We start from the raw sequence: 16,699 nt of genomic DNA, 5'->3' as shown, positions 1-16,699 counted from the left end.
AACCGCCTCAGGTGAAGAGAATTCGCTGGTTTAGCGCAGCCATTGCAACAGCAGCCAGCCACTGAGCATCGACCACGCCAGCATCGGCAGTGAGAAGAGGTGGAAGCGCCACCAGACGCGGCGATCCTGTGCCATTCGCAACGCAATCAGGTTGGCCAGCGACCCCGGCAGCAAGCCAAATCCACCAATATTGACTGCCCAGGCCAGAACATCGGAGGGCGGCACCTTTTGCAACAACAGGATAGTTGAGGGCACATTACTGATGATTTGCGACAGACCAATCGCCAGCAGATACAACCCGCCCTCGCCTAACTGGCCAATGGCGGCGAAATGCGGCTGTAACAGCGACAGATGCATCAGTAAAAAGACGTCGATAAACATCGCTACAAATACCAGCAGCAAACTCCAGTCGATGCTGATCAGTACCTGACGGGCCAGCAGTAAAAAACACCCCGCAACCAACAGCAGCGCCCACCCCGTTAGCTTCAGTTCAAGCGCCATCACAAACAGCAGGTACAACACCACGCTGAGGATAAACAGCGGTTTTTGCCACTGATGTTCCTGCCCGGCGTCATGTTTCTGGATGGCACGCGGCGAAAAGCTCCACCAGGTCAACGCCATCAGCGTCAACATCAGCCAGGCCGCAATCGGCAGCATTTGCAGAATAAAGGCGGAGACGCTCAGCGATCCGTGGCTCCACAACAGGATATTTTGTGGGTTCCCCACTGGCGTAAGCAGCGATCCGGCATTGACCGCCAGCGCTTCGAAGATGATCAGGCGCGAAATCGGCAGGCGGGAAAACTTACGCAGCGTCAGGGTCAGCGGCACCAGAATGAACAGCGCAACATCATTGGTGAGAAAGGTAGAAAGCAGCGCAGCGGCACAGACCATAAACAACGCCAGCGCCCGTTCATGCTGAAATCGCTGGATCAGCCGCGCGCCCAGCACATCAAAATAGCCGCTGTTTTCCAGGCCTTTGGTCAACATCAACAACCCGGTGAGCGTCATGATGGTGTGCCAGTCCACGGCACCCGGCAACTGCTGCCAGCGGAAATCCGCAAATGGCAGCAATATCACACCCAACAGCAACAACAAATGCAAAATGCGATCACGCATGAAAGAACGAAGCACGATGGGCATGATGGCGAAAAGCCTTAACAGTTAGCGACTCTCATAAAACTTCTTAAACACGGCGAGGGTTTCATCACTGACGTGATGTTCAATACCTTCCGAATCACGACGCGCCGTTTCGGGACTGATGCCCAGCGCCAGCAGAAAAGTTTCTACAATGTGATGGCGCGCACGGCTCTCTTCCGCCAGTTTCTCCCCTTCACGCGTCAGGAAGACCCCGCGATAGGGCACCTGCTCAACCAGTCCGGTGCTGCCGAGGCGCTTCAACATTTTCGCTACGGTCGGTTGGGAAACACCGAGCCGCGCAGCCATATCTACCTGGCGCGCCTCACCAAATTCACGAATCAAATCAGAGATTAACTCAACGTAGTCATCAATTAATTCACGACGATGTGCTTCGCGCACCTGGCGAAATCCTTCGACATGCTCCTCTATATCTTTAAGCGGCCCCTGCGGCGGGGTAATGGCGCTCTTGGCACGACGACTCATTCAGCTTCCTCTTTATTATTTGCCATACCAGAACTGCGGTACGGGCTAGCTGCGCTCATTGTAAACCAGGCACAAATAAGCACAAAATTTTCCTAAATAGCCTTGGCTAAAGGGTATAGCCGGTGCTATATTCGCTGATAATGTAAGCAGCAATGCTCACAAAGGAGGCAAACGATGCATGACCCTTATTTGCTGTTGCTCCTTTTCCTGTTGTTTATCGCAGGTCTGTGCTTACTGTTACGTCGTCAATAATCGGGAGGTGAATATGACCACCATGAAAAGCTGCCTTGACTGTGGCAAATGCTTCCAGGCGGAAAAAAGCGCGCCAGCTTTCGAGCTGAAATCGCTGCTGTGCCTGTTGAGCCGCTCACCGTTCGCGCTGCGTCTGATGTTGATCGAAAAGCTCACCGGCAAAAAACTTGCCGAGCGCCCCTGCCCGAATCTGATCTGGCGCGGCTAAGCGCATCCCCTGACTAATTTTGATTGCGGCGCGATTGATCGCGCTGCTTTTGTTTGTCTGCGAAAAAGACATAAAAAAAACGGCCCCATCGGGGCCGTTTCGTTTGCAACTCTGGTCTAAGCAAAAACTTAGAAGCTGTAGCCTACGCCAGCAATCCAGGTGCCTACGTCGACGCTGCGGATGCGGCTCTGCTCGTAGCCCACGTCCAGTGCAACGTTCTGAATCGGGTTGAACTGCAAACCTGCACCGTAAGAGAAACCTACGTCGCTGGTGTCAGATTTCTGACGGTCAGCACCGTTAGACTGGTATTTACCGTAGCCCAGACCTACAACACCGTAGATGCTTGCCCAGTCGTTCAGACGGTAAGCCGGACCACCAGTGATGCCGTAGTACTGGCCTTTGTTGTACACGCCAGCGTCAGTGCGATCTTTCTCGGTGTAGGTGAAAGAACCGATCCAACCCAGCGGGTTAGTACCGTCTTCGTAACGGTATTTCAGGTTGAAACCGTTAGCTTTGTTGGCAACACCCTGGTAATCGCTCTGAGCGTAACCACCGGTAACGGTGCTCTGCGCCATGGCAGAACCTGCTGCGACTGCCAGTACACAAGCCAGTGCTGAAAGACATGCAATTTTTTTCATAACCACCTCAAATGTGATAAAACTTCTCTCCTGACAACGCCTAAAAATATAACAAAAAATAGCGCGAAACTCTGCCGTTAATTTGTTGTCTAACAGATTGTTTGGTGTAACAGAAAGTTAATGAAGTTTCCTATGTCATTCATTTTTCTTATAAAAAGCGTCATCAAACTGCAATGAACTTTCTTCCCGCCATTTACACCTTTAAGTAAATTCCTAATCCTGGCTGACATTTCTTTACGGAAATGGACCTGAAATTGGCTGTTTTTTCAGCTGCCGTTGCGATTATTTTTGCCGAAAGTGCGCCTCCTTATTTGCGCGCAATTCCTTTACACTGCTGGCTGTTACTTTGATGTTAATAACAACAGGGATTGATTCCAGCATGTCTGCACCTCTGACTGCCAAAAAACTGACGCCGGTGGTTTTCCCAATCGCCGTGCTGCTGATTGCCATGCTGTCGCTACAAGGCGGCGCATCATTGGCGAAATCGTTGTTCCCCACCGTTGGTGCGCCCGGCATCACCGCCCTGCGTCTTGGGTTGGGTACCCTTATCCTCTGCGCCATCTTTAAACCCTGGCGTCTGCGTTTTACCCGTGAACAACGTATGCCACTGCTGATGTATGGCCTGGCGCTCGGTTGCATGAATTATTCCTTCTATCTCTCCATCCGTACCGTGCCGCTGGGTGTCGCGGTTGGACTGGAGTTTACCGGGCCGCTGACGCTGGCGTTGCTGGGTTCCCGACGTCCACTGGACTTTCTCTGGGTGCTGCTGGCAGTAATCGGTTTATGGTTTCTACTGCCGATTGGTGAAGGAATGAGTCATATCGACCCGCTGGGTGCATTGCTGGCCGTCACGGCTGGTGCCTGCTGGGCGATCTACATTCTGGCGGGTCAGCGCGCGGGGGCTGAACACGGCCCGGCGACGGTAGCGATGGGTTCCTTAATCGCCTCCGTTATTTTTGTCCCTCTCGGTCTGACCTTTGCGCATAGCGGTATCTGGCACTGGGAAATTTTGCCGCTAGCCCTGCTGATTGCCTTACTCTCCAGCGCCATTCCTTATTCGCTGGAGATGATGGCGCTCACCCGCTTACCCGCGCGCATCTTTGGCACGTTGATGAGCCTGGAACCCGCCATGGCCGCGCTCTCCGGCATGTTATTCCTTGGTGAATTACTGACGTTAAAACAATGGCTTGCCCTGCTGGCGATCATTATCGCCTCAGCCGGTTCCACGCTAACGATGAAACCGAAAAGCCCACAAATTAACGAAGTAGATTTAAATCCCCCACAATAAATATCGATATATTCAGCCAGTTCTCTGACTGGCTGAATATATAAACCATTCTCATTATCAATTTTTATTTCTTGCCGGCCTGTTTTGTTATTATTTTGCAACATTCATGAAAGACAATTAACAGATATATTTTATCTGCATGATAAAACTAGTTTTTGTAATTAACTTACCCTCACAGCATTTAATCTCCCAGCGATGATCAATGGGTGTTTACCTATTCCTGATATTGACTGAATCAATCCTGCAAGCCAGGGAAGTGCTGCTATACTTATCCCCGTGCTTGATTAGGACAACCCATCAACAAGAGGAATTTAATGATGAGTACCGCAAAACTGGTTAAAACAAAATCTTCCGATCTGATTTACACCCGTAACGACGTGGCTGATAGCGAGAAGAAAGCCACCATTGAGGTGCTCAACCGTCTGGTAGTGGAGTTTATTGACCTGTCGCTGATCACCAAACAGGCGCACTGGAACATGCGCGGTGCGAACTTTATTGCGGTGCATGAAATGCTGGACGGCTTCCGTACCGCGATTACTGATCATCAGGACACCATTGCTGAACGTGTGGTACAGCTGGGCGGCGTTGCGCTGGGCACCACTCAGGTGGTCAACGATAAAACGCCACTGAAAAGCTACCCGCTAAATATCCACAGCGTACAGGATCATCTGAAAGCGCTGGCCGACCGTTATGCCATCGTGGCAAACGATGTCCGTAAAGCCATCAGTGAAGTGAGCGATGAAGATAGCGCGGATATTTTCACCGCCGCATCACGCGATCTCGATAAGTTCTTGTGGTTTATCGAATCTAATATCGAATAATCAGTAAATTCTTAATCAGGCGGGTTTAACCCGCCTTTTTTATGCCTGTGTAACATCCTGGTGCTTTTTTTGACACCGTTAACAATTTCTTCATCCCTGCTTTTCCTGCCCTGCGCTCTGGGGCACACTGTGCCCTGCACCACAAAGGCACCACGCACTATTTTGGTGCTTCATGATGGTGCATTTCGTTTTCTGTAAGCAAAATCGTGTCAGCAACGTTATGCAACCTGCTGATTTCGCGACAAATGAAAAGTTGGCATAGTTTTTTCATATGATCAGCCGCAAATCAGGCCAGCAGGTCTGGAAGGTAATAAGGAAAAATGATGAAGTCACTGATTAAAGTCTCCGTGGCAGCCCTGGCGCTGGCCTTCTCTCTTTCATCCACCGCAGCAGATAAAAAACTGGTTGTCGCCACTGACACCGCTTTCGTTCCGTTCGAATTTAAGCAGGGTGACCAATATGTCGGTTTTGATATCGACCTGTGGGCCGCTATCGCTAAAGAACTGAAACTGGACTACACCCTGAAGCCAATGGATTTCAGCGGCATCATCCCGGCACTGCAAACCCGCAACGTCGATGTGGCGCTGGCAGGTATCACCATTACCGATGAACGTAAAAAAGCCATCGATTTCTCTGACGGCTACTACAAAAGCGGTCTGCTGGTGATGGTGCGTAGCAACGAAAACAACATCAAAAGCATCGATGATCTGAACGGCAAAGTGGTGGCAGTGAAAAGCGGCACCGGTTCTGTTGATTACGCCAAAGCGCACATCAAATCGAAAGATCTGCGTCAGTTCCCGAACATCGACAACGCATACATGGAGTTAGGCACCAACCGTGCTGACGCCGTGCTGCACGATACCCCGAACATCCTGTACTTCATCCACACCGCGGGCAAAGGTCGCTTCAAAGCGGTTGGTGAGTCAATCTCAGCCCAGCAGTACGGTATCGCGTTCCCGAAAGGCAGCGACGACCTGCGTGAAAAAGTGAACGGCGCGCTGAAAACCCTGCGTGACAACGGCACTTACAACACCATCTATAAAAAATGGTTCGGCAGCGAGCCTAAATAATTCGCATCTTGTTCTATTTTTATCTTTGCAGCAGGGCTGATTCAGCCCTGCTTTTTCCATCGCAACAAATTCTGGAGTTCCACCATGGAGTTTGACTGGAGCGTCATTTGGCCTGCCCTGCCAATTTTGCTGGAAGGCGCCAAAATGACCCTGATTATTTCGGTCCTCGGCCTGGTCGGCGGTTTGATTATCGGCCTGGTGGCCGGTTTCGCCCGCGCTTACGGCGGCTGGATCGCTAACAACATCGCACTGGTTTTCATTGAATTGATTCGCGGCACGCCAATTGTGGTGCAGGTGATGTTTATTTACTTCGCCCTGCCGATGGCCTTCCCGGACCTGCGGATTGATCCGTTCACCGCTGCGGTGGTGACCATTATGATCAACTCGGGTGCCTACATCGCGGAAATCACGCGCGGTGCGGTGCTGTCAATCAACAAAGGCTTCCGTGAAGCCGGTCTGGCATTGGGTCTGTCTCGTCGCGAAACGCTGCGTTACGTGATCATGCCGCTGGCGCTGCGTCGTATGCTGCCGCCGCTGGGTAACCAGTGGATTGTCAGCATCAAGGACACCTCGCTGTTTATCGTGATTGGTGTGGCAGAACTGACCCGCCAGGGCCAGGAAATCATCGCCGGTAACTTCCGCGCGCTGGAGATCTGGAGCGCCGTTGCCATCATCTATCTGGTTATTACGCTGGTGTTGAGCTTTGTGCTGCGCCGTATTGAGAAAAGGGTGAAAATCCTGTGATTGAATTTAAAAACGTCTCTAAAAACTTCGGCCAGACCCAGGTTCTGCACGACATCAACCTGAAAATTAATCAGGGTGAAGTGGTGGTGATTATCGGCCCATCCGGTTCCGGTAAATCAACGCTGCTGCGCTGCATTAACAAGCTGGAAGAGATCACCACCGGCGATCTGATTGTCGATGGCATGAAGGTGAACGACCCGAAAGTCGACGAACGCCTGATCCGTCAGGAAGCAGGCATGGTGTTTCAGCAGTTCCACCTGTTTCCGCAGATGAGCGCCCTGGATAACGTGGCCTTCGGTCCGATCCGCGTGCGCGGTGCGAAGAAAGAAGATGCGCAGAAGCTGGCGCGTGAGCTGCTGGGTAAAGTGGGCCTTGCCGAACGCGCGCACCATTTCCCGTCTGAACTTTCCGGTGGTCAGCAACAACGCGTCGCCATTGCGCGCGCACTGGCGGTAAAGCCGAAAATGATGTTGTTCGATGAGCCAACCTCTGCCCTCGACCCTGAACTGCGCCATGAAGTGCTGAAAGTGATGCAGGATCTGGCTGAAGAAGGCATGACGATGGTCATCGTGACGCACGAAGTGGGTTTCGCACAGAAAGTCGCCTCGCGCCTGATCTTTATCGATAAAGGCACCATCGCCGAAGATGGCGACCCGGACGCGTTGATCACCAACCCGCCGAGCGATCGTCTGCGCGAGTTTTTACAGCACGTATCTTAATCCGCTGTTGTACCGTAACGGTGCGGTTTATCGCGCGCCGTTACGGCATCCCCCTTTCGGACTCATCTCCCTCCCCCACTGTCTATACTTTTCCCTTGTGCGAAGCTGAAGGAGAAAGCCATGTCGTTTGCCCGCCCACAATGGCGTCGTGCCATCTGTTGGAGCCTCAGTCTTATCTGCCTGCTGCTGATCCCGACCACTCAGGCGGTCACGCTGCCACAGGCGGCAGTTGCCGCACAGCAATCCTCTCCCCCCGCCAGCAGTGACAGCACCCCAACCCTGGAAGAGAAAAAAGCCGCCTATGCCGCACTGGCTAACATACTGGAAAATAATGACTCACGTCAGGAGTTGATTGATCAGTTACGCCAGGCAGCCAGTACTCCTTCCACCAGCGCAGCACCGGTACTCGAACCGCCAAAAGCGACAGATGAAGATCCTACCGTGCTGGAGAGCGTCACCAGCGTGACCCGAGAATATGGTGGCGAGGTGGCGTCACAATTTGCCCAGCTGCATAACAACATCGCCAATGCCCCGCACAAACCTTTCAACCAGCAAACCTTCTTTAATGCCCTGAAGCATTTTGTGGTGCTGGCAGTGGCGGTGTTTGCCTTTTACTGGCTGGTACGCCGCCTGATGTCACCGTTTTGGCATCGCATGGGACAATGGGGCCGTGATAAAAACCGCGATCACAACAACTGGCTGCATCTGCCCGCGACCATCACGCTGGCGTTCATTATCGATTTGCTGCTGCTGGCGTTAACGCTGTTTATTGGTCAGATCATCAGCGACAACTACCACGGTGATAACCGCACCATTGCTTACCAACAGGGGTTGTTTCTCAATGCCTTTGCGTTAATTGAGTTCTTCAAAGCGGTGCTGCGCTTAATCTTTTGCCCCAACTACCCAACGTTACGTTTTTTCCATTTGCCAGACGATCGCGCTCGTTACTGGAATACCCGTCTGAGCTGGTTAAGTGGCATCATCGGCTACGGTTTGCTGGTGGTGGTACCTGTCGTGTCTAATCAGGTGAATATGCAGGTCGCGGCACTGGTTAATGTCCTGGTGATGGGCATTATGACCGTCTGGGCGCTGTGGCTGATTTTTCGCAACAAGCGTCGCATCCACGATGCCCTCGCGCGCCTTGCCGATCGCAGCCTGAGTTTTTTTGCGCTGTTTATCCGCGCCTACGCTATGGTATGGCACTGGCTGGCAAGCGCTTACTTTATCGCCCTGTTTCTGCTTTCCATTTTTAATCCCGGTGACAGCCTGAAGTTTATGATGTCAGCCACGGTGCGCAGTCTGGCGATTATTGGTATCGCCGCGCTGATTTCCGGCATGTTAACGCGCTGGATTGGTAAAACGCTCACGCTCTCCCCAGAGTTGCGCCGTAACTACCCGGAGTTACAAAAGCGCGTCAACGACTGGGTAAAAGCGCTGCTCAAACTGGCGCGGGTGATCACCGTGCTGGCGACCCTGCTGTTGTTGCTGAATGCGTGGAACCTGTTTGACCTCTGGCACTGGCTGACCTTTGGCACCGGACAGAAGATGGTCGACGTGCTGATTCGCATCGTGATGATTGTGTTGCTGTCGGCGATTGGCTGGACGCTGCTGGCGAGCCTGATTGAGAGCCGTCTGGCATCGGATTCCCACGGTCGTCCAATGCCAAGCGCCCGTACCCGCACGCTGCTGACGCTATTCCGCAACGCGCTGGCAGTGGTGATCAGCACCATCACCATTATGATTTTGTTGTCTGAAGTTGGGGTGAATATCGCCCCATTGCTGGCGGGCGCAGGCGCGCTGGGGCTGGCGGTATCGTTTGGTTCGCAAACGCTGGTGAAAGACATCATCACCGGCGTGTTTATCCAGTTTGAGAACGGGATGAATACCGGCGACCTGGTGACTATCGGCACCATCACCGGCACGGTGGAACGGATGTCGATTCGCTCCGTCGGAGTACGCCAGGATACCGGTGCGTTAAATATTATTCCCTGGTCCTCGATCACCACCTTCGCCAACTTTGTGCGCGGCATCGGCTCGTTCGTCGCCAACTATGATGTTGACCGCAGCGAAGACACGGAGAAAGTGAATGCCACCTTACAAGCGGCGGTGCAAGAATTGCTGGAAAATCCGGAAATTCGCGGCATGGTGATTGGGGAACCCAGCTTTGCCGGGCTGGTCGGGCTGACCAACCAATCCTTCACCGTGCGTGTCTCCTTCACCACCCAACCGCTGAAGCAGTGGTCGGTGCGGTTTGCGCTGGATGATAAGGTGAAAAAACACTTCGATGCTGCGGGCATCAAAGCGCCGCATCAGACGGTGGAGGTGATGCAAACCGGCAGCGATGTCGCATCCGCCGCCAGTTTTCAGGCGTTGCCGCCGGGCGCGTGAATTTAGCGCTTCAGTCGCTGAGCGCGCGAGGCTGGCGGCAGGAAGGTCCAGGCGATAAACCGGCTCTGCTTCTGTCCCTGCGCCATCTCGATAATGCGTACCTCGTACGCATCAAGATCGCGCAGTTGGTCGCGCAGCGCGGGCAAATTCTCCTTGCGTGACACCAGCGAAGTGAACCACACAATACGGTCAGCAAAAGCAACGCTTTCGGCAATCATCTGACCGACAAACTTGCGCTCGCCGCCGTCGCACCACAACTCGTTATGCTGACCACCAAAGTTGAGCGGCGTGCTTTTCTTCAAGCCAAGGTTACGCACTTTACGCTGGCTGCCCGCCGCAGCGTCTTCTGCCGAAGCATGGAACGGTGGATTACACAGGACCGCCTGATAGCGTTCATTTTTGTGCACCACCCCGGCGAAAATCGCCTCGGGTTGCTTCTGACGGCGCAGGCGAATGCCACGCTGTAACCCCGGATTGCTGGCAACAATCTGGTTGGCGGCGGTGATCGCTTCTGCCGTGATATCGGTGCCGGTAAAGCGCCAGCCGTACTCGGCATGACCAATCAACGGATAGATGCAGTTGGCACCGCAACCAATATCCATCACGTCCACATCGCGCGGGATCACCCCGCCGTTATCAGTCGCCAGCAAATCGGCCAGCGCATGAATATAATCCGCCCGGCCCGGTACCGGCGGCGTCAAATAGCCTTCCGCCAACTGCCAGTTGAGGTTATAAAACAGCTTCAGCAGCGCCTGATTAAGTAACATCACCGCCTGCGGATCGGCAAAATCCACCGACAGCTCGCCGTAGCCGTTCGGGCGCACCTTGTCTGCCAGTGGCGGATGCGCCGCCGTTAAAGCAGCAAAATCATAACGGCCTTGATGGCGGTTACGCGGGTGGAAGGGCGAGGTGGCGGCTGGTTTGTTCATAGGTTCTCCGATCGATAACGCGGCGTAAGATACTCCGTGTTGGGAAAAAAAGAAAATCTCTGCCCATTTGCGTTACGCTGTTAAATTCCGTAGCGGCGCAATTTATTGCGCGTTTTGCCCTATTTCAGCCACGCCAGGAGATGTTATGACGCGTCAGCGCTATACCTACCAACCCCGTGCCGGTCACGGCTTACCGCACGATCCCCTCAACGCCATCATCGGCCCACGTCCCATTGGTTGGATCAGTTCGCAAAGTGCCAACGGGGTGCGCAACCTTGCCCCTTACAGTTTTTTTAACTGCTTCAACTACCATCCGCCCATCATTGGTTTTGCCAGCAGCGGCTGGAAAGACAGCGTGCGTAATATCAGCGAGAGCAACGAATTTGTCTGGAACCTGGCAACGCGTCCACTGGCCGAAGCGATGAATGAAAGCTCCGCATCAATTCCCCCTGAGCAGGATGAGTTTGCGCTGGCTGGCTTAACGCCAACCCCCGCTTCGCATGTCAACGTCAGCATGGTGGCGGAAAGCCCGGTTAACTTTGAGTGTCGGCTGACGCAGTGCATCCGTTTACAGGATGTGCAGGGTGCGGAGCTGGACAGTTGGCTGGTACTGGGTGAAGTGGTGGCGATTCATATTGATGAACAACTGCTGGAAAACGGCATCTATCAAACAGCGAAAGCGCAACCCATCCTGCGTGCCGGTGGCCCCTCGGCCTACTACGGCATCAGTGAAGCGTTGCGCTTTGATCTGGTGCGACCGGACGCCCGCCGCGCTTAACCCTGGTGGGTTTTGAGGACCTGCACAGCACGCGCCATTTCCGGTGCCAGCCAGCGATCCTCCTGCCAGTTGGCAACCACCGCACGCAGGCGACGCAACGCCTGCGCCGTGCCGCTTGCCAGCTGGTCTTCACCGTGGAAATCCAGTGCCTGCGCCGCCAGCAGATATTCGATAGCGAGGATCTGCCAGACATTCCCCACCAGTTTCAGCAGCTTCAGCGCCGCGCCGGTACCAAGACTCAGGTGATCCTCCTGCAAACCGGAAGTCACAAAGTTATCCAGCACCGCCGGTTGCGCCAGTTGACGGTTCTCCGCGCACAGCGCAGCCGCAACATATTGCGCGATCATCATGCCGGAATTCACCCCCGGTTGCGCCACCAGGAACGCCGGTAACCCGCTCACCAGCGGATTCACCAGACGGTCAAGCCGACGCTCCGCAATGCTCCCCAGTTCCGCCAGGGCAATTGCCAGCAAATCACAGGCCATCGCCACGGATTCACCGTGTGGATTGGCCTGCGACACCACGCGCCAGTTCTCCGGCGTGCCAAGCACCAGCGGGTTGTCAGTGCAGGCGTTCAGTTCAATATTGACCTGGCGTGCAGCATGATCAAACTGATCGCGACTCGCTCCGTGGACCTGCGGCATGGATCGCAGACTGAGCGCATCCTGAGTGCGTACCCCGACACTGGCCGCCAGCAAGGGGCTGTCGCTCAGTAACTGACGCAGCCGCTCGGCGCTCAGTTGCATGCCCGGACTGGCCTTCAGCGCGATGATTTCCTTGTCGAAAGCCGCCAGTTGCCCACGCAGCGCTTCAAAACTCATTGCCCCGGTGACATCCGCGCAGTCCAGCAGGCGTGCTGCATCGTCCAGCGCCAGACACGCCATGCCGGTCATACAGGGCGTGCCGTTGACCAGACTCAGCCCCTCTTTCGCACCCGGACGGAACGGGGTTAAACCGGCCAGCGCCAACGCCTGTTCGGCAGGCATGACTTGTTGCTGATACGTCACCTCCCCCACACCAATCAGCGCCAGACCGATATGCGCCATATGCGTGAGATAACCGACCGACCCCTGTGACGGCACCTGCGGGATAATATGTTGATTCAGTAACGCCAGCAGTTGCTGCACCAGCGCCACCGAGACACCGGATTTACCGTGACTGTAGTTCGCGATAGCGGCACACATAATCGCCCGCACGTCATCCGCAGGCAGCAGCGGCCCGACACCACAGGCGTGACTCAGCAGCGTATTGCGCGACAGCTGCCCCAGTTGTTCTTCCGGCAAAGTGATGTTGCACAACGCCCCCAACCCGGTGTTGATGCCATAGGCGATATGGCCGCTGGCGACAATCTCGTCCACGATGGCACGCCCGTCGGCAATGCGCTGCCAGGCGCTGGTGCTCAGGGTTAACTCCGCGCCGTGACGCGCCACTGCGACCACATCCTGCCAGCTTAACGGGCTGTCGCCCCAGGTTACCGTGCCACTCATGCCGGTTGCTCCGTACGTTGATGGCTGGAAATAAATTGTTTAAACCGCTGCGAACCCTGTTCACCGAACAGCGCTTCCGGCGCGCCTTCACAATCGATGGTGCCCTGATGCATAAACACCACGCGGTTCGATACGTTGCGCGCAAAGCCCATCTCATGCGTGACCACCAGCATGGTGCGCCCCTCTTCCGCCAGGCTACGCATCACCTTCAGCACTTCGCCGACCAGTTCCGGGTCCAGCGCCGAGGTGGGTTCATCAAACAACATCACTTCCGGGTCCATCGCCAGCGCACGGGCAATCGCCACGCGTTGCTGCTGACCACCCGATAACTGCGCCGGATAAAAATCTTTGCGATTGAGCAGACCAACGCGATCCAGCAGTTGCTCGGCCTGGGCGATGCAGCTTTTTTTGTCGCGCTTCAGCACGTAATGCGGCCCTTCAATCACGTTTTGCAGCACCGTCATGTGTGACCAGAGATTGAAGCTCTGGAACACCATGCCGAGCCGTGAACGCAGACGCTCAATTTGTTTCGGATTGGCCGCCAACTGATGACCACGGGCGTGGCGCTTCATCTCAATGGTTTCGCCCCCCACGCTGACCACACCGGCATCCGGCGTCTCCAGCAAGTTGATGCAGCGCAACAAGGTGCTTTTGCCCGATCCGCTGGCACCGAGAATGGAGATCACATCGCCTTTGCGCGCCTGTAAATTAATGCCTTTCAGCACTTCCATCGCGCCGAAGGATTTATGGATGTCGGTGGCCGACAGGGTAATCGGGGGTAAATGGTGCATATCACTCTCCGGCAATCGGTTTAACGGCGGGCAACGGCTTTTTTTCAACGCGATGCACCGGGGTCAGACGGCGCTCAAGCAGCGCGTAAAGCTGGACGATAATAAAATTAAGAATCAAATAGATAGCCGCCGCACACAGGAACACCTCCATAGTGCGGTAGGTACGCTGAATGATCTGCTGTGCCACACCGGTCACGTCCCAGACGGTGACCAGACTGGCAAGGGCGGTGGATTTCACCAGCAAAATCGCCTCGGTGGAGTAAGCCGGTAGCGCGTAACGCAACATAATCGGCGCGATAATGCGCCGCAGCAGCAGGCCACGCGACATGCCGCACGCCAGCCCCGCCTCTACCTGACCTGGTGGCACCGCCAACAGCGCGCCACGCAGGATCTCGGCGGTATAGGCGGCGGTACACAGCGACAACGCCAGCACGGCACAGGTAAAGGGTTCGCGCAGAAACGGCCAGACAAAGCTGTGACGGATCACGCCGAACTGACCAAGACCGTAGTAAATCAAAAACAGTTGAATCAACAGCGGTGAGCCACGAAACACCAGAATATAGCCGCGCGCAAAGCCACTCAGCACCCGCCAGCGGCTCATGCGCAGCGTCAGAATGCCCAACGCCAGCACCCCACCACACAGAAAGGCGCTGATAAACAGGCCGAGCGTGACCGGCAGCGCGGCGCTCAGTTTCAGAAAGGTGTCACTCAGAAAGGCAAAGTCGATCATACTGCTGCTCCTTAATGCTGCGCCGCAGTGCGACTTTGCCAGGCGCGGCCAAGGCGTAATTCCGCCCGGCGAAACGCATGGTTGGAAAGCAGAGTCAGCACCAGATAACAGGCACCGCCCACTAAATAAAAGGTGAAGTAATCACGGGTAGAACCGGCGGCGATCTGGCTGGCGCGCATCAATTCAACGATGCCGGTTACCGACACCAGCGCCGAATCTTTCAGGCTCATCTGCCAGACATTTGACATGCCGGGCAACGCATAGCGCACCACTTGTGGCAGCAAAATGCGTTGGGCGATGCGCCATCGCGGCATACCGATGGCGACGGCAGCTTCAATCTCACCTTTCGCCAGCGCCAGCCGCGCTGCCCGGTAGACTTCACCCTGATAAGAACCCGAGATAAGCCCGATCGCCAGAGCACCAATCAGAAACGGCGGCGCTTCGATAAAACCATCCGCACCGAACATCTGACCGATCAGGGTGATCAATCCGGAACCACCGAAGTAGAACAGGTAGATCACCAACAATTCCGGGATACCACGAAACACCGTGGAATAGGCTTCGCCCAGCCAGCGCAGCCAGCGTTGCGTGGAGAGTTTCGCCGCTGCGATGCCGGATCCCACCAGCGCGCCAATCAGCAACGCCGCCAGCGACAGCAGCAAGGTGGTTAGGGCAGCGCTCAGGATCAGACGGCCCCAGCCGTCAGCACCAAAACTCAACAGGCTCATCATGGTTGACCTCACTTACGGGGTTACGTCAGTTTTAAACCACTTCTCACTCAGGGTTTTCACGGTGCCATCGGCCAGCGCCGCATGGATGGCGGCATCCAGTTTGGCTTTCAGATCGCTGTCAGCCATGCGCACGCCCATCGCTTCGCCTTCACCCCAAATCGGGCCACCCAGTTGCGGGCCGCTGAAGGTCAGGTTGCTGTTCTCTTTACGCGCCAGCATCGACTGCGCAAAGGTGACATCGTCGAACACCGCGTCGATACGACCGGCCTGAAGATCAAGGATGGCATCCGCCGAGGTGGTGTATTCGCGTACGTCAGCGACATCTTTGAAGTATTTATCGATAAACGGGGTGTAGACGGTGCCGGAGGCAATGCCGATGGTTTTACCTTTCAACGCAGCTTTCAGGGGTGCAATCGCCGGCTCGATCTCTTTGGCATCGTCGTGCAGCTTGATGATTTTGCTGTCTGGCGGCAGCAGAGAATCTTTTACGGTGATAAAGGTGGCTGGCGTAGAGGCATACGGCGTGGTGAAGCTGACCACTTTTTTGCGATCCGGGGTGATAACAATCGCATCCATGATCACATCATATTTTCCGGCGTTCAGTCCGGCGATCATCCCGTCCCAGTTCTGCACCACCAGCTTGCACTGAACCCCCATGCGTTTGCACAGATCGGTCATCAGCTCAGGTTCAAAGCCACCCAGTTTGCCGCCCGGCAGGGTCAGGTTCCAGGGTTCATAGCTGCCTTCGGTAGCAATGGTGATCGATTTCCACTCTTTGGCCTGCGCGGCAACACCGCTCAGCAGCAGGCTGGAAAACAGGGTCGTGAGGCAAAAACGGCGAAATGTGGTGCGGTGCGTCATGCGGCTTCTCCTGGTCGATAATCGGTAGGTGCTGTCTTTGCGTTTTTTCGCAAATGACATTTCATGTATATACAAGTTAGCCTGCGCCAGATCATTGTCGGCTTGAGTTTTTTGTGAGCCAGATGCAATAAATCGTGTGAATGGCGATGCGGTCTGTACTTGTACATACAACCTAGCAAACGTTGTGCCAGCTCGTAATGCCAGGTGGAATCAGGGGATATGAAGCAACGGAACGGTGAGTTGCACTATGGAGTGGCAAGGCTCGCACCACACTGGCGCAAGGTTTCAGTAACAGACACGCATCGTAGCGGCGCGATTTATCGCGCGGGTTTTGCTTTCCGCGCCAAAACATTGCGCGATAAATCGCGCCGCTTGTATCTTGAAGTTGTAACTGGTTAGCTACCCGTTACACGAAACGGAGGCAGCTTGTCGCGCCGCTTAAGACCCGATCTTGTGCCGTAGCTTAAAGCCCTCCGTTTCTCCTTTCACGCCAGCATCTACTCTGAACGGTAACCAGAAGCTCTGACTTCGTATGTACAAGGCAAGATGGCGTGATGGTTCATGTGAAAGGGAGCTGTCTTATGATTTATCTCGGTATTGATGTCAGTAAAAACAAACTCGACCTCTGCCTGTTGCCCGGCAAC

17 protein-coding genes are annotated in these 16,699 nt (G+C 54.8%); 8 read left to right on the top strand and 9 right to left on the bottom strand.

Annotated elements, in window-relative coordinates:
* Window positions 1–30: 30 nt before the first annotated feature.
* Both CTZ24_RS06465 and mntR read right to left on the bottom strand, forming a co-directional pair.
* Window positions 31–1,140 carry an SLC13 family permease gene (locus CTZ24_RS06465; protein ID WP_208725096.1) on the bottom strand — a complete coding sequence of 370 codons (1,110 nt, stop codon included), beginning with the start codon at window positions 1,138–1,140 and terminating at the stop codon, window positions 31–33.
* A gap of 21 nt (window positions 1,141–1,161) precedes the next feature.
* A complete protein-coding gene (gene mntR, locus CTZ24_RS06460) occupies window positions 1,162–1,620 on the bottom strand; it encodes a manganese-binding transcriptional regulator MntR (protein WP_013508441.1) in 459 nt (152 codons plus the stop codon).
* A 265-nt stretch (window positions 1,621–1,885) separates the two neighbouring features.
* Here mntR and CTZ24_RS06455 point away from each other — a divergent pair, with 265 nt between their 5' ends.
* Window positions 1,886–2,080, top strand: a complete 195-nt coding sequence (locus tag CTZ24_RS06455; protein ID WP_021182537.1) for a hypothetical protein — start codon at window positions 1,886–1,888, stop codon at window positions 2,078–2,080.
* Window positions 2,081–2,208: 128 nt separating this feature from the next.
* On the opposite strand, the gene ompX is transcribed toward CTZ24_RS06455, so the two are convergent.
* Window positions 2,209–2,718 carry an outer membrane protein OmpX gene (gene ompX, locus CTZ24_RS06450; protein ID WP_021182536.1) on the bottom strand — a complete coding sequence of 170 codons (510 nt, stop codon included), beginning with the start codon at window positions 2,716–2,718 and terminating at the stop codon, window positions 2,209–2,211.
* Between the two features lie 379 nt (window positions 2,719–3,097).
* Here ompX and rhtA point away from each other — a divergent pair, with 379 nt between their 5' ends.
* The 6 genes from rhtA to ybiO all read left to right on the top strand — a co-directional run bounded on the left by rhtA (window position 3,098) and on the right by ybiO (window position 9,748).
* A complete protein-coding gene (gene rhtA / locus CTZ24_RS06445) occupies window positions 3,098–4,006 on the top strand; it encodes a threonine/homoserine exporter RhtA (RefSeq protein ID WP_021182535.1) in 909 nt (302 codons plus the stop codon).
* Window positions 4,007–4,323: 317 nt separating this feature from the next.
* Complete coding sequence (dps, locus tag CTZ24_RS06440) at window positions 4,324–4,827, top strand: DNA starvation/stationary phase protection protein Dps (protein WP_036624544.1); 504 nt, start codon at window positions 4,324–4,326, stop codon at window positions 4,825–4,827.
* 323 nt (window positions 4,828–5,150) lie between these two features.
* Entirely contained in the window at window positions 5,151–5,897 is a 747-nt protein-coding gene (glnH, locus tag CTZ24_RS06435) for a glutamine ABC transporter substrate-binding protein GlnH (RefSeq protein ID WP_013508436.1), read from the top strand.
* An 84-nt stretch (window positions 5,898–5,981) separates the two neighbouring features.
* The gene (gene glnP / locus CTZ24_RS06430) at window positions 5,982–6,641 is read left to right on the top strand and encodes a glutamine ABC transporter permease GlnP (RefSeq protein WP_013508435.1); all 660 of its coding nucleotides are present in this window, start codon (window positions 5,982–5,984) and stop codon (window positions 6,639–6,641) included.
* A complete protein-coding gene (gene glnQ, locus CTZ24_RS06425; protein ID WP_013508434.1) occupies window positions 6,638–7,360 on the top strand; it encodes a glutamine ABC transporter ATP-binding protein GlnQ in 723 nt (240 codons plus the stop codon). Before glnP ends, glnQ begins: the two co-directional genes overlap by 4 nt.
* Before the next feature lie 120 nt (window positions 7,361–7,480).
* Window positions 7,481–9,748: a mechanosensitive channel protein gene (gene ybiO / locus CTZ24_RS06420; protein WP_208725095.1), complete on the top strand. Its 2,268-nt coding sequence runs from the start codon at window positions 7,481–7,483 to the stop codon at window positions 9,746–9,748.
* A gap of 2 nt (window positions 9,749–9,750) precedes the next feature.
* Here ybiO and rlmF read toward each other — a convergent pair whose 3' ends face one another.
* Window positions 9,751–10,677: a 23S rRNA (adenine(1618)-N(6))-methyltransferase RlmF gene (gene rlmF / locus CTZ24_RS06415; RefSeq protein ID WP_208725094.1), complete on the bottom strand. Its 927-nt coding sequence runs from the start codon at window positions 10,675–10,677 to the stop codon at window positions 9,751–9,753.
* A 145-nt stretch (window positions 10,678–10,822) separates the two neighbouring features.
* Here rlmF and CTZ24_RS06410 point away from each other — a divergent pair, with 145 nt between their 5' ends.
* Window positions 10,823–11,455 carry a flavin reductase family protein gene (locus CTZ24_RS06410; RefSeq protein ID WP_021182531.1) on the top strand — a complete coding sequence of 211 codons (633 nt, stop codon included), beginning with the start codon at window positions 10,823–10,825 and terminating at the stop codon, window positions 11,453–11,455.
* On the opposite strand, the gene CTZ24_RS06405 is transcribed toward CTZ24_RS06410, so the two are convergent.
* From CTZ24_RS06405 to CTZ24_RS06385, 5 genes are read right to left on the bottom strand one after another with little or no spacing between them, the layout of a single operon-like run.
* Window positions 11,452–12,942 (bottom strand): HAL/PAL/TAL family ammonia-lyase, encoded by a 1,491-nt coding sequence (locus CTZ24_RS06405; RefSeq protein WP_208725093.1) that lies wholly within the window; start codon window positions 12,940–12,942, stop codon window positions 11,452–11,454. The genes CTZ24_RS06410 and CTZ24_RS06405 overlap by 4 nt on opposite strands.
* Window positions 12,939–13,733: an ABC transporter ATP-binding protein gene (locus CTZ24_RS06400; RefSeq protein ID WP_208725092.1), complete on the bottom strand. Its 795-nt coding sequence runs from the start codon at window positions 13,731–13,733 to the stop codon at window positions 12,939–12,941. Before CTZ24_RS06400 ends, CTZ24_RS06405 begins: the two co-directional genes overlap by 4 nt.
* Window position 13,734: 1 nt before the next feature.
* Window positions 13,735–14,463 carry an ABC transporter permease gene (locus CTZ24_RS06395; protein WP_208725091.1) on the bottom strand — a complete coding sequence of 243 codons (729 nt, stop codon included), beginning with the start codon at window positions 14,461–14,463 and terminating at the stop codon, window positions 13,735–13,737.
* A gap of 11 nt (window positions 14,464–14,474) precedes the next feature.
* Window positions 14,475–15,194 carry an ABC transporter permease gene (locus CTZ24_RS06390; protein ID WP_021182527.1) on the bottom strand — a complete coding sequence of 240 codons (720 nt, stop codon included), beginning with the start codon at window positions 15,192–15,194 and terminating at the stop codon, window positions 14,475–14,477.
* 12 nt (window positions 15,195–15,206) lie between these two features.
* Entirely contained in the window at window positions 15,207–16,055 is an 849-nt protein-coding gene (locus tag CTZ24_RS06385; protein ID WP_021182526.1) for a transporter substrate-binding domain-containing protein, read from the bottom strand.
* Between the last annotated feature and the right edge of the window lie 644 nt (window positions 16,056–16,699).

Source organism: Pantoea phytobeneficialis, assembly GCF_009728735.1.
Taxonomy (GTDB): Bacteria; Pseudomonadota; Gammaproteobacteria; order Enterobacterales; family Enterobacteriaceae; genus Pantoea; species Pantoea phytobeneficialis.
The sequence above is the reverse complement of the archived record's forward strand: the minus strand, read 5'-3'. Positions and strand labels throughout refer to the sequence as shown.

Excerpts from the sequence above, each read along its gene's own strand:
- CTZ24_RS06465 (WP_208725096.1), bottom strand. The coding sequence starts at position 1,140 with ATGCCCATCGTGCTTCGTTCTTTCATGCGTGATCGCATTTTGCATTTG.
- mntR (WP_013508441.1), bottom strand. The coding sequence starts at position 1,620 with ATGAGTCGTCGTGCCAAGAGCGCCATTACCCCGCCGCAGGGGCCGCTT.
- CTZ24_RS06455 (WP_021182537.1), top strand. The coding sequence starts at position 1,886 with ATGACCACCATGAAAAGCTGCCTTGACTGTGGCAAATGCTTCCAGGCG.
- ompX (WP_021182536.1), bottom strand. The coding sequence starts at position 2,718 with ATGAAAAAAATTGCATGTCTTTCAGCACTGGCTTGTGTACTGGCAGTC.
- rhtA (WP_021182535.1), top strand. The coding sequence starts at position 3,098 with ATGTCTGCACCTCTGACTGCCAAAAAACTGACGCCGGTGGTTTTCCCA.
- dps (WP_036624544.1), top strand. The coding sequence starts at position 4,324 with ATGAGTACCGCAAAACTGGTTAAAACAAAATCTTCCGATCTGATTTAC.
- glnH (WP_013508436.1), top strand. The coding sequence starts at position 5,151 with ATGAAGTCACTGATTAAAGTCTCCGTGGCAGCCCTGGCGCTGGCCTTC.
- glnP (WP_013508435.1), top strand. The coding sequence starts at position 5,982 with ATGGAGTTTGACTGGAGCGTCATTTGGCCTGCCCTGCCAATTTTGCTG.
- ybiO (WP_208725095.1), top strand. The coding sequence starts at position 7,481 with ATGTCGTTTGCCCGCCCACAATGGCGTCGTGCCATCTGTTGGAGCCTC.
- rlmF (WP_208725094.1), bottom strand. The coding sequence starts at position 10,677 with ATGAACAAACCAGCCGCCACCTCGCCCTTCCACCCGCGTAACCGCCAT.
- CTZ24_RS06410 (WP_021182531.1), top strand. The coding sequence starts at position 10,823 with ATGACGCGTCAGCGCTATACCTACCAACCCCGTGCCGGTCACGGCTTA.
- CTZ24_RS06405 (WP_208725093.1), bottom strand. The coding sequence starts at position 12,942 with ATGAGTGGCACGGTAACCTGGGGCGACAGCCCGTTAAGCTGGCAGGAT.
- CTZ24_RS06400 (WP_208725092.1), bottom strand. The coding sequence starts at position 13,733 with ATGCACCATTTACCCCCGATTACCCTGTCGGCCACCGACATCCATAAA.
- CTZ24_RS06395 (WP_208725091.1), bottom strand. The coding sequence starts at position 14,463 with ATGATCGACTTTGCCTTTCTGAGTGACACCTTTCTGAAACTGAGCGCC.
- CTZ24_RS06390 (WP_021182527.1), bottom strand. The coding sequence starts at position 15,194 with ATGATGAGCCTGTTGAGTTTTGGTGCTGACGGCTGGGGCCGTCTGATC.
- CTZ24_RS06385 (WP_021182526.1), bottom strand. The coding sequence starts at position 16,055 with ATGACGCACCGCACCACATTTCGCCGTTTTTGCCTCACGACCCTGTTT.